We start from the raw sequence: 11,905 nt of genomic DNA on the forward strand, positions 1-11,905 counted from the left end.
TAGGAGACATGGATAATATGGAATTGAAGGCTATTGCTATAGCAGCCCTTTGTGTGGGATTTAACGGATTAGCTGTTGCTGGTGCTATGGGAGGTGTTGTTCCTTCTCCATCAAAATTTTATATTGGTGCTGAAGGTGGGGCCTCTATTTCTTTAGACACGCAATTTGCGCCCAAGTGGGGGGGGATACCTCTTCGTATCGCTGCAACCGGAAACTCTGACTGGAATACTGATTTCGGCATTGGGGGTTTTGGTGGTGCATTCATTGGTTATCAATACAACCCGAATGTAGCGGTTCAGTTTACATGGGATTATCGAAGTGGCTATGATTATTTTCTTCATGCCAGCTACGGAGTGGTACCTACTGACCCTAATTTATATCTCGAAGATCAATTTAGCGCAGATGATATTAATATCCAAACCTTCCTCTTTGATCTCATTTTAAAGCCTACTGTAAATTGGGGGGGCTTTGTCCCTTATGTTAAAGGGGGGATTGGTTTTGCTTACAATCAAATAGGAACGCTAAGAAATGTGCAGCATACATTTTTTGGTAATCCAGTAACTTATGACATGCGTATTTCTGGGGACTCAGTAACGAGCTTTGCCTGGGATGCAGGTGTTGGTGCTGATTATTTTTTCAATAACAAATTCAGTATCGGTCTGGGCTATCGATTTGTTGATGCGGGCACATTAAATACAGACAAAACCTATTACGATGCGGTCAATGGAACTTCAGGCCTTATCACGCCATTTGCAACAAAACATGTGTTTTTAAATGAGTTTGTGGCTTCTGTTGCTTACCATTTTGATTTTGCCTAAATGGCGCTGCAGCAAAATTGAGAGGAATTACCTTGATATTTTCTGCAATTAAGTGGTGCTGCTTTTGGATAGAGTCGGAATAAGAAGAATTCTATCCAAAAGTTCTTTTGATGAACAACTTAGAGCTTGGTGCCCAAGTTATTTGGCATCATTCCCCGATAATTTATTAAGCAAAGCACCAATTTCAAAAATCCGTTCTTCCGAGGTGGTGCTGTCAAGATTAAAGCGTAGACGGTGAGGTCCATCCAGTTGGTATCTCTTGGCATGAACTTGAATTAAATGGATTAAAACCCCCGGGTCAATGGAAGGATTTTCAGAAAACTCCAGTTTCCCCTGCTGCGCACCCGCACTGATTTTTTGAATACCCATCTTTTCTGCTTTTAATTTCAATTCGGTAATCAATAATAAATGCTTAACCTGTTGGGGTAGGAGACCGAACCGATCTATTAATTCCACTTGTAAGTCATGCAATTGCTCTTTATTTTTCGCATTTGCAATCCTCTTATACATAATAAGACGATTATGGATATCGGGTATGTACTCCTCAGGAATAATTGCGCTGATTCGCAGATCAATCTCAGGCCCCTGGTGCATAGGTGCGGATAACTCAGGAGTTTTGCCCGCTTTTAAATCATTCACTGCGCGGTCAAGCATTTCCATAAATAAATTAAATCCGATTGCCTGCATGTTCCCGCTTTGCTCTTCGCCTAAAAGCTCGCCTGCACCACGGATTTCCAGATCATGGGTAGCTAAAGTGAAACCTGCGCCCAAATCTTCAAGGGATACAATGGCTTCCAAACGCTTGACCGCATCGCGAGTTAACGATTTTTCATTGGGGGAAAGGAGGTATGCATAGGCTTGATGGTGGGAACGCCCCACGCGGCCCCGTAACTGATGCAGTTGCGCTAATCCAAATTTATCCGCACGATCGATAATTATAGTATTGGCGGTAGGAATGTCGATGCCGGTTTCAATGATTGTTGTACACACCAGTACATTGAAACGATGATGATAAAAATCAGACATGACGCGTTCTAACTCACGCTCACGCATTTGCCCATGGGCTGTACGGATTTTTGCCTCCGGTACTAAAGTTTGCAAATCTTGACCTACGCGCTCAATGGTTTCGACATTATTGTGCAGGAAAAATACTTGCCCGCCTCTAAGGATCTCCCTGAGAATGGCTTCCCGGATGGTGGAATCTTTTCTCTCTTGCCAGAAGGTTTTGATTGCCAGACGTTTGGCGGGAGGGGTGGTCATCAATGAGATATCCCTGATTCCTGCCATTGCCATATTCAACGTTCGGGGAATGGGAGTTGCAGTCATGGATAGAATATCGACATGGGTACGCAGGGATTTGATGTGCTCTTTTTGTTTTACACCAAAACGATGCTCTTCATCGATAATAAGCAAACCAAGATTGTTGAAAGCTATATTACGCTGAAATAGTTTGTGGGTTCCAATGACTATATCCACGGTTCCTGCTTTTAAAGCAGACAGAACGGCTTCAGTTTCTTTACCCGAACGAAAGCGTGAAAGTAATTCAATGTTGATAGGGAAGTCGGCAAATCGATCACGGAAAGATTCAAAATGCTGTCCTGCAAGCAAGGTTGTTGGCACCAGAATGCATACTTGTTTATTATTTTGCACCGCCACAAATGCGGCACGCATGGCAACTTCGGTTTTACCAAAACCTACATCCCCACAAATTAATCGATCCATGGGCCTGGTAGATTCCATATCTTTTATAATTTGTTCGATGGCTTGCAGTTGATCAGGAGTTTCTGTAAATGGAAAAGCACTGGCAAATTTAATGTATTCACTATGGTCTAATTTGTACTGATGTCCAGGCTGCGCTTCTCTTTTTGCATAAAGATCAAGTAATTCGATAGCAACATCGTGAATTTTCTCAGCGGCTTTTTTCTTTTCTTTTTGCCATTGATCGGAGCCAAGCTTATGCAAAGGCGCATGTTCACTATCAACACCGGTATAGCGGCTGATTAAGTGAAGAGAGGTTACCGGGACATAAATTTTGTCGTCGCCGGCATAGGTAAGGACTAAAAATTCACTGGCAAATCCATTGGATTCTATATGTTGTAACCCCTGATAACGTCCCACACCAAATTGAAGATGGACCACTGGCGCACCAACCCGTAACTCGGCCATATCACGGATAATCAAGTCGGGATCAACTGTTTTTTGGGTACCTCGTCTTTGAGGGGTACTTTGTTCACCAAATAATTGAGATTCAACAATGATAATAATCTTACCTTCTCGGAGTTCGCACCCAGAAATGAGGTCGCCCGTACTGATGCAGATTGGAGCAGTATCATTTATAAAATCATGCCATGAGAAGTGTATTTTGGGGGTGATGCCACTTGGTTTCAGCAAATCAAGCAACACTTCCCGCCGTCCTGCACTTTCGACCACTATCAAATACCGGCGGGATAAATCGGAGCAATATTCGCGCAGCAGGCTTAAAGGCTCTTGAGTTTTCCTGTCTATAGGTAATTGTGGTCCTGCCACAATATTAAAATTAACCACTGCCCCCTTTTTATCCGCATGGTTTTGGAACAGTCGAAGTTGTTCGTATTCATTGGCTTTCGTTAATAATTCGGTTGGATTAATAAAGCATGCTGAAGGAGGTAAAATAGGCCTGCTGATATCATATCTTCTTTGTTCATAACGCTCGTTCAATTCTTGCCAGAATTGTTCGGCATTATTCTGGATGTTTTCAATCAGGCAAATTTTGGCATTTTCCGAAAGGTAATCAAAAAAAGTAACGGTTTTTTCAAAAAATAAAGGCAAATAATATTCAATCCCGGAGGGGAATTGCCCCTCGCTAATCGCTTCATAAATAGGGCATTGACTGGGATTTCCCGGAAAAAGCTCTCTGAAAGAACGTCGGAACAGGAGTTGGCTTTGTTCGTTTAAAGGAAATTCGCGCGCAGGCAATACATTAATTTCTTTTATTTTTTCAATTGTACGTTGGGTTTCGGTATCAAACTCCCGCAAACTTTCAATTTCGTCGTCAAAAAGCTCAATACGAAAAGGCAAACCAGATCCCATTGGATAAACATCGATAATGGAGCCGCGCAAGGCAAATTCACCATGTTCGAGGACCTTATTCACACAATGATAACCAGATTGTTGTAATTGATTACGAAATGCAGCCAAGTCCAGCTTTTGCCCTTCTTTCAGCATTAAAGCATATTGGTTCAAAAACTCCGGTGGACAAAGTCTATGCATCAAGGTGCTTGCCGATGTAATGACAATCGCATCGGTTACTTGTTGTATGCGGCTTAAAGTATACAACCGTTCGGATATTATGTCCTGATGAGGTGAGAATTGGTCATAAGGAAGTGTTTCCCAATCCGGAAAAAACAATAATTCTTGCGGCGAAGCAGGGTTGAGAAAAAATTTCAATTCTGCTTGTAATTGATTAGCACTGAGATTATCTTGTGCAACCAATAACTTAATCCCCGCAGTTTGTTGGCAATATTCAGCAAGTGCTAGTGCTAAGCTGCTTCCATGGAGTTGACCCCATATTTGTTTCGCCTGTGTCGGTTTATAGAGTAAAGTATTTATGGGCATAGCTTAAGCAATCGGATTTAAAAATTAACGATTATACCTTATGTATAGTCTCGGTTCATCTTAAAATTACAGATTTATTTTTGAAAAGAATAACTTTGGAGTTAAGCCATCAGGTGAATAGCTTCGGGTAGGAACTGTCTTTGATAATTATGAGGAGTAAATGAGATGGCTTTTTACAAAGTCACTGACGAAAGCACAAGAAAGCAAAAGAAAGCTGCTTCAGCTACTCCAAATTATCCAGCCGTTGAAAACGTACAGGAAAGCGAAAGCAGGGTTATCTATTCGGCATTTGATATAAGTGAGTTAACCGAAGAAATTCTATTTTTCGCGCGAAGAAACCAACCTGAGCTTCATGTCTCACAAATGGTTTCGGTATCCAATCTTTTTTATTCTTTAGCCAACCCCAGAAGGATCACGGAAAAATTGCTTTTGCATGTGACTCATGGGGGCGAAGAAATGGTGAAAAAGCTATTGGAATTAACACCGTACTCCCATCTTCATTATCTCGTCAAACGTGCTGCTGTTATCGATTATTCTGGACGTGAATTTTGTCGTATTTCAGCTTTTCAATATGCATTATGGGCTATGGACATCCATATGTTGAATTTGATGTTGCGGTGTTTGCAAAATGCAGCATACATCCGGGGCGGGTATACTGTTGCTGAAGAAATACGCAAGCAATTATTGGCGCAGTATGATGAAGTGATGCAAAAAGGTATTAATTACACTTTAGAGGGGATCCTCATACAAGGAGAATCTCATTTTGATTTTCAACCATTAATTCGAGCGATAGATTTTTTCAGTAAAGGATACAGGCTCTGGGATTGGAAACAACGGGAACAGCAGTGGGTAAATGGGGTGGGAAAGAAACAACTGCTTATCCCTGCCCATGTAGCACAAGAGTATTGTCGCACGGATCGTGCATTAAACCCTTGTCCGTCATTTAATGAAGAAAATTTGCCCCGGAGTTTGGAGTTTTATAATTGGAGGGCACGTTGTACTGAATCCTGGTGGTCTAAAGAAGGCCAGACAAGTAATATTGGTCGAGAATTTGCAATGCTACGTTCCACGCATTGTCAAATTATGGCAGTGGGTGCCAGCATTCAGCGGCATACGGGATTATGTAATGCCGGTATCAGTGCGAAACATGATGCAAAGGCATTAACCGCTTTAAGCCAGGTCCGAATCAATGATGTTGTCCGCTTAAGAAAACGTCTGTCCACTCCATTGAAACTGGCAGAGTATATTCCCGACAGAGTGGCATGTTACATATAACCTGAGAAAGCCAAGTGGTATCCAGGAATAAATAGCAGTTTTTGAGCCCTCAATGACAGATTAGTCATGGAGAGGGGAGCCTTCAATAATGATATCAAAATAATTGAGCAAGGTTAGAACATCAGGAAATGAAAAACGCGCTCGTTTTATCCTGTTTTCATTCGGATCAATGGTGTAGTTGATGGCATTGGTAAAATTCGCAGAGTTCAAATTGGTATGAAGAAACAGGCTGTTCAGTAAATCGGATTCTGCAAAACTGGCATGACTTAAATTTGCGTCTCTAAAATCAATATCGTGAGCTTTGCATTCTTCAATAAGCAAATTGGAGAGTTCCAATCCATAAAAACTGGAATGGCTTAAATTGCAGCTATAAAAGTATAGGGGGCTTGTAAGTTTGATTAATGGCCAATTTAATTCCGTCCAATTTATCCCAATGAGTTTTGAATTTTTGAAGGAAACCTCTGAGAATTTACAGCCTGGAAATTTCGCCAGTGAAAGATCGCAAGATGTAAAATCACAGTCTGTGAATCGAGTATGACTGAATACAGCTTCAACAAATTTGCATTGTATGAACTTACAATTTTCAAAGTTGAGGCGATCATGATGTTCTTTTTCAAGGGTTAAATTAGTGAACGTTTGATTCACGTAGTTATTGTCTTTAAAAACAGCCATAAACAGTTCTCGTTCTAAACATTATTCCAGCCTGGCTATATAGTAACCGAAGTAGGCACACTCAGGGTCGCGTCATTCAATGGAGGCATCGGTTTCAATCAGTTCTAACTCATCTAATTCAATATCCACGGATTCAATTTTTTGAAAACGGGAAGTAATTTTTTTAGCCGACGTATTCACATCACTTACATCTTGATGCGCTAAATTGATATGTTTTGAAAGTTTGTCCATCCTTTTTTCAAAACGTTGGAAATCATCTGCCAGTGCTTGCAGATGTTTTTGGATGATGTGAACTTGTTTGCGAGTGGCGTCATCCTTAAGCACAGCCTTGGCAGTTGTTAACACTGCCATTAATGTACTTGGTGAAACCAGCCATACTTTTAAGCGCTGGGAAAGGGCGATCAGATCGGGATAATTGGCATGAATTTCTGCAAAAATGGATTCCGCAGGAATAAACATCATGGCACCATCTGTAGTTTCATTCGGTATAATGTATTTTTCTGCAATGTCTTTAATGTGTTTTTGAATGTCTTGACGAAATTGTTGTTGAAGAGATTTCTTTTCAACCGAACCTGCATCAGCACATAGAAGCCGTTGGTATGTTTCCAGAGGAAACTTGGCATCAATGACCACATTACCAGTGGGCTCAGGTAAGAATAAAATGCAATCAGCGCGTTTTTGATTGCTAAGAGTATATTGCATTTCAAAATGATTGGGGGGAATCATGTTACTAATTAAAGTAGCGAGCTGTACTTCACCAAATGCCCCGCGTGCTTTTTTATCGACCAGCACATCTTGCAAGCTGACTACGTGATTGGATAATTCCGTGATTTTCTTCTGCGCTTCATCAATGATAGTTAACCGTTTCACTACATCAATAAATGTGGAGGAGGTTTTTTCAAATCCCTCGGTTAACTTACTGTTCACTTGTTGGGTCAACACGTGAAGATGATTACGAATTTCTTCAGTGAGTAACTGTAAATGCGAAGTGAGGGCGCTGGCATGCTGTTTAAAACTGTGATTTATTTGTTCGCGGACATCAGTCATCTGCTTTTGCACGGTATCATGGATCAATTGCTGCGTCATCAATTGTCCCTGGGCCATTTTTTCGCTGACATTCAGATGCATTTGATGTAATTGGGAAGTAAAGGTTTCAAGTGTCTTTTCATGCAACTGCATACTTTGTTTTTTTTGTTGGTTTTGTTTGATCACAAGCCAAATTAAAAAGAGGAACTGGAGGGCTAAAACACAAATCACGCCCTCTAGGGAAATGGTTGAAGATAAAAATTGCATTTATTAGTCCAAAAGTTGACTGAGATTAATAGGTTGATCATATTGATAAACCACTTTTAATTGCCCATAGTCGGTAAGGTGTAAATAACCGACTGAGAGTTGATCCTCTGCTAAATGAGCCGAATTGTCAAAACTAAATTTGATTCTATTCATTCCCGGTTCGAGCCATTGCGCGATTTGGGTGGTTTCCACAGGAATAGGTTTACCTTGTGCATTTTTCCTGTATAAAACGCTTTGTAAAGCGTACCTACTCGCAGTCGCTGCATTGACCGTCGCGGCTAAAGTTAAAGGTTTAGAGGAAACTTTCATGATGCTGACTAGACTTGCAGAGGGGATTGAATAAGAAAAAGCGGCTCGTCCGCTGCGATAGGCAGGGAGATTATCTTCAATCTCACAGGAAACATCCACTGCAATATACCAGTTGTCTCCGTGAGTATTCACCTCTGAGGATAAAATTCCACTGGCCTGGAATTGATTTCGTTTTACTTCCTTAATTTGCAGGGGAATGACTTGGTTATCCGGACCTATTAATGTGGCATTGATATCCTCAACCGGATAGGTGGTTACATTATCCTTCAGGGTGATAAGGGCATGAAATGGATCTCCATAGCGATATTGTAATGAGGACGGTTCAATTTGCAAATAAAGTAAGGAGTATTTCTCAAACACATCGATTAGATATTTACCTGCTTCGCCTGCAGGTATTGCCTGTTTGCTTTTAACTATAAAAGGCCCCTTGCCCAATTCCCTTTTAATTTGCAACATGGTTTGGCGGGAATTAATTTTCAGGGATTCATCGATCGCTTCATCCTGGCTATATAAAGAGGCGGCTTCTTTGAGGCTCATGAAATCGCCAGAAGAAGTTTTGAGTTCCAAAGGAGGAACAGATTTGTTTTTTTCTAATGGAATAATGCGTATCACTGCTTCTGGTGAGTGAATCGCCAGCGAAATCCCCTGTTGCAATTGAGTTGCAGTTACTTGTTTTGTATAGCTGTAACTTTTGTGAATATTGCGCTTTGTTCCAGTCAAAGGATTTTCATTAATTTTCCATCTGGCCTGTAACGTTTCATGAGGTAAACTCTCGCAGGTATCGCAATCATAAGATTTTATCGGAATTTGCGGCAGCGAAAATGCATTGAGGTGCGAGCAACAAAACAAAGTCAACAAAATTAGCGTGGTTCTCATTTCGTAACTCCTTTTAAATCTAAAGCAGAAATTAATAGTTTGTCTAACCCAAAACAGGAATGCCGGCTTTGGTTGTGGCTCAGTGTGGTCTCGTTTTCTGTTTTTTCTTTGTCATAGAACCAAACAGTTCCTGCGGCGGTTTGTGAGCTGCAATTTAAAAATCCATCAGCACAGGAATCCAGATAGACTTTGGCAAGTTTCAAGCCGCTATTGGGTAAAAAACCGTTACAATAACTGGCGGAAGAAAAGGGTGAGGCGATTACATCAGTCCCTATGACGGCATTAAAAAGAACAGGTAAGGACGGACGGTTTTTGGTGCCGAATAAGAGTTCTTCATTATAGATACTCATGTCGCCCACCCGTTGTTGCTTCACTGCATCACCGTTATAACCCAATAACCAACTCAAACTGGCTTCAAAAACCCCGCCATTGAAAAGGATGTCCGCGAGTGGGGTTCCTCCACTTGAAGGCGCCAGGGCAATTATCTGCTTGATTTTACCTTTTAACCGCATGTAACGACTGTCATAAGTCGGATTGGAGAGAATCCAGCGCATTACATTTGCGCCATTGGAATGAGTATAGAGAATTAACGAGCTAATTTTTTTATGGTCTATAAAAGCTAATAACTGATTTGCAGTGCATCCTGCTGCATCTTCTTCCCACATATATTTACTGTAATCACAATGAACTACGTAGTAATTACCAGGATTAGGGAGGGATTGAGCAATACTTTCAATAAAATCAGATTTCCAGTACCCTCCCTCTGCATCTTCGCGATGGTCGTTTGTTCCGTGAACAAATGCAATACCCAAATTGATATTCCCCGGAGATTGAGAAAAAGCATAGATGAAGTTGGAGAATAGAAACAAAGACACTATTAACAAGATACGTTTAAAATCCATTTTTATACGCCTCGGTTCATGTTGAATCGACATGTATCTATAGCATATTTTTTAGTGATAAACTAATGTTTTAAAAAATTGCTTCCCCCTAAACTGGTCAAAGTAAATGAAGTCTTTGGCCTGAAATGATACGGATGAGATGAATGAGCATTGATGAAATAAAAGGAACAATTGCTGAGCTGAAAGAAAAAATAAGGCAGTATGATTATCATTATTATGTTCTTGATGAGCCTATAGTTCCTGATGTCGAATATGACCGCTGTTTTCGGGCCCTACAGGATTTGGAAGCAAAATACCCGGAGTTATTAACGGCTGATTCTCCGACCCAGCGGGTTAGTGGCACTCCTGCAGATGCATTTATGCCAGTAACTCATCGACAACCTATGTTGTCCTTATCGAATGTATTTACTGAAGAAGAATTAAAGGCATTTATCAAGCGAGTTACCGAGAAACTGGATGAACCGGTTCAACAACTGGTTTTCACCTGTGAACCCAAATTGGATGGTCTTGCTGTAAATCTGACCTATGAGGGCGGATTATTGGTTACCGCAGCAACTCGTGGCGACGGGAGTACCGGAGAGAATATTACTGCCAATATTAAGACAATACCTGCAATCCCTTTAGTTTTAAGGGTAAAAACACCACCCCGTTTTATTGAAATTCGCGGTGAGGTCTACATGCCCAAAGCGGGTTTTGAGGAGTACAATAAAAAGGCTAAAGAATCAGGTGAAAAAACCTTTGCCAATCCACGGAATGCTGCTGCTGGCAGTTTGCGGCAACTCAATCCTTCGGTCACGGCCAGCAGACCTTTAGCCATCTATTGTTATGGGATAGGGGCTTGTGACGGGTATACTTTGCCTGAAACTCATTGGGAGCAATTGCAGCTTCTTAAAAAACTGGGATTTAGGGTATCCTCCGATATTCAGCGGCAAGAGGGGATGCAAGGCTGCCTGAATTACTATCATGAGATGTTGGCCAAACGCGATCAACTCCCTTTTGAAGTTGACGGGGTGGTATACAAGGTCGACAGTATCCCGTTACAAAAACAACTGGGTTACATCTCGAGGGCGCCACGCTTTGCCTGCGCCCATAAATTTCCTGCTACGGAAGAAATGACGGAACTTCTAGCCGTTGATTTTCAGGTAGGGAGAACTGGGGCGCTAACTCCGGTAGCCCGTTTGGCGCCTGTCAATGTTGCCGGGGTAACTGTAAGTAATGCGACTTTGCATAATATGGATGAGATTGCCCGAAAAGATATCCGTATAGGCGATAAAGTAATTATTCGTCGCGCCGGCGATGTGATTCCCGAGGTGGTTTCCGTGGTTCAGGAGCAACGTCCACCGCATACGAGAGAGATACATTTACCGGAAACATGTCCTGTGTGTGGATCGGATGTAGTGCGTGAGGAAGGGGAGGCTGTTGCTCGTTGCGTTGGTGGTTTATTCTGCAAAGCCCAGTTAAAAAGAATGATGTGGCATTTTGCTTCCCGTAAAGCAATGTATATTGAAGGGCTTGGATCGGTGCTTATTGAACAACTGGTTGATGAAGGGCTTATCCATCATTTGCCTGATTTGTACACTCTGGATGCTCCTACTTTAGCCAGTCTCCCGCGAATGGGGGAAAAATCAGCAAAAAATTTAGTCTATGCCCTGGAGCAGAGCAAAAATACTACGTTTAGCCGTTTTCTTTATGCTCTTGGAATCCCGGAAATTGGGGAAACCAGTGCGAGGATGCTGGCAGAGCATTTCGGAGATATTGAAGGAATTTCCCAAGCAACAGAAGAAGAATTGATGAATTTACAAGATATGGGACCTGTTGGGGCTTTTAACGTGGTTCACTTTTTTGCCCAACCGCATAATCGCGAAGTTATTGAGCGGTTACTGGCTCTAGGGGTACACTGGCAAAAAGTTGAGAAAAAGCAAGTAAGTAGGGAGCATCCTTTATTTGGTAAAACAGTAGTGCTAACGGGAACCTTGAATACTATGGGCAGGGAAGAGGCCAAAGCAAATTTGTTGGCTGCCGGAGCAAAAGTAACTGGCAGTGTTTCAGCCAAAACTGATTATGTGGTTGCTGGAAGCGAGGCTGGATCCAAATTAGACAAAGCAAATGACCTGGGTATTACTGTTTTGGATGAGGAGCAGTTTCTTCAATTGTTACGTAGCTAAT

Annotated in this window: 8 protein-coding genes; 3 read left to right on the forward strand and 5 right to left on the reverse strand. The window is 41.7% G+C overall.

Annotated elements, in window-relative coordinates:
* Window positions 1–17: 17 nt before the first annotated feature.
* Window positions 18–818 carry an outer membrane protein gene (locus tag KYQ_RS02750; protein WP_010654080.1) on the forward strand — a complete coding sequence of 267 codons (801 nt, stop codon included), beginning with the start codon at window positions 18–20 and terminating at the stop codon, window positions 816–818.
* A 138-nt stretch (window positions 819–956) separates the two neighbouring features.
* On the opposite strand, the gene mfd is transcribed toward KYQ_RS02750, so the two are convergent.
* Window positions 957–4,412, reverse strand: coding sequence for a transcription-repair coupling factor (mfd, locus tag KYQ_RS02755; RefSeq protein WP_019349623.1), 3,456 nt, complete (start codon window positions 4,410–4,412; stop codon window positions 957–959).
* Window positions 4,413–4,577: 165 nt separating this feature from the next.
* On the opposite strand from mfd, the gene KYQ_RS02760 reads away from it, so the two are divergent.
* Entirely contained in the window at window positions 4,578–5,687 is a 1,110-nt protein-coding gene (locus tag KYQ_RS02760) for a hypothetical protein (RefSeq protein ID WP_019349624.1), read from the forward strand.
* Between the two features lie 60 nt (window positions 5,688–5,747).
* On the opposite strand, the gene KYQ_RS02765 is transcribed toward KYQ_RS02760, so the two are convergent.
* The 4 genes from KYQ_RS02765 to KYQ_RS02780 all read right to left on the reverse strand — a co-directional run bounded on the left by KYQ_RS02765 (window position 5,748) and on the right by KYQ_RS02780 (window position 9,739).
* Window positions 5,748–6,359 carry a pentapeptide repeat-containing protein gene (locus tag KYQ_RS02765; RefSeq protein WP_019349625.1) on the reverse strand — a complete coding sequence of 204 codons (612 nt, stop codon included), beginning with the start codon at window positions 6,357–6,359 and terminating at the stop codon, window positions 5,748–5,750.
* Window positions 6,360–6,431: 72 nt separating this feature from the next.
* Window positions 6,432–7,652 carry a DNA recombination protein RmuC gene (locus tag KYQ_RS02770; RefSeq protein ID WP_010654076.1) on the reverse strand — a complete coding sequence of 407 codons (1,221 nt, stop codon included), beginning with the start codon at window positions 7,650–7,652 and terminating at the stop codon, window positions 6,432–6,434.
* 3 nt (window positions 7,653–7,655) lie between these two features.
* The gene (locus tag KYQ_RS02775; RefSeq protein WP_019349626.1) at window positions 7,656–8,837 is read right to left on the reverse strand and encodes a DUF4785 domain-containing protein; all 1,182 of its coding nucleotides are present in this window, start codon (window positions 8,835–8,837) and stop codon (window positions 7,656–7,658) included.
* Window positions 8,834–9,739, reverse strand: coding sequence for a hypothetical protein (locus KYQ_RS02780; RefSeq protein ID WP_010654074.1), 906 nt, complete (start codon window positions 9,737–9,739; stop codon window positions 8,834–8,836). Before KYQ_RS02780 ends, KYQ_RS02775 begins: the two co-directional genes overlap by 4 nt.
* 143 nt (window positions 9,740–9,882) lie before the next feature.
* On the opposite strand from KYQ_RS02780, the gene ligA reads away from it, so the two are divergent.
* Window positions 9,883–11,904, forward strand: a complete 2,022-nt coding sequence (gene ligA, locus KYQ_RS02785) for an NAD-dependent DNA ligase LigA (protein ID WP_019349627.1) — start codon at window positions 9,883–9,885, stop codon at window positions 11,902–11,904.
* Window position 11,905 lies beyond the last annotated feature (1 nt).

It is taken from the genome of Fluoribacter dumoffii NY 23 (assembly GCF_000236165.1).
Taxonomy (GTDB): domain Bacteria; phylum Pseudomonadota; class Gammaproteobacteria; order Legionellales; family Legionellaceae; genus Legionella; species Legionella dumoffii.

What these genes read in the sequence shown, in the direction of transcription:
- KYQ_RS02750 (WP_010654080.1), top strand. Translation starts at nt 18, where the DNA reads ATGGAATTGAAGGCTATTGCTATAGCAGCCCTTTGTGTGGGATTTAAC.
- mfd (WP_019349623.1), bottom strand. Translation starts at nt 4,412, where the DNA reads ATGCCCATAAATACTTTACTCTATAAACCGACACAGGCGAAACAAATA.
- KYQ_RS02760 (WP_019349624.1), top strand. Translation starts at nt 4,578, where the DNA reads ATGGCTTTTTACAAAGTCACTGACGAAAGCACAAGAAAGCAAAAGAAA.
- KYQ_RS02765 (WP_019349625.1), bottom strand. Translation starts at nt 6,359, where the DNA reads ATGGCTGTTTTTAAAGACAATAACTACGTGAATCAAACGTTCACTAAT.
- KYQ_RS02770 (WP_010654076.1), bottom strand. Translation starts at nt 7,652, where the DNA reads ATGCAATTTTTATCTTCAACCATTTCCCTAGAGGGCGTGATTTGTGTT.
- KYQ_RS02775 (WP_019349626.1), bottom strand. Translation starts at nt 8,837, where the DNA reads ATGAGAACCACGCTAATTTTGTTGACTTTGTTTTGTTGCTCGCACCTC.
- KYQ_RS02780 (WP_010654074.1), bottom strand. Translation starts at nt 9,739, where the DNA reads ATGGATTTTAAACGTATCTTGTTAATAGTGTCTTTGTTTCTATTCTCC.
- ligA (WP_019349627.1), top strand. Translation starts at nt 9,883, where the DNA reads ATGAGCATTGATGAAATAAAAGGAACAATTGCTGAGCTGAAAGAAAAA.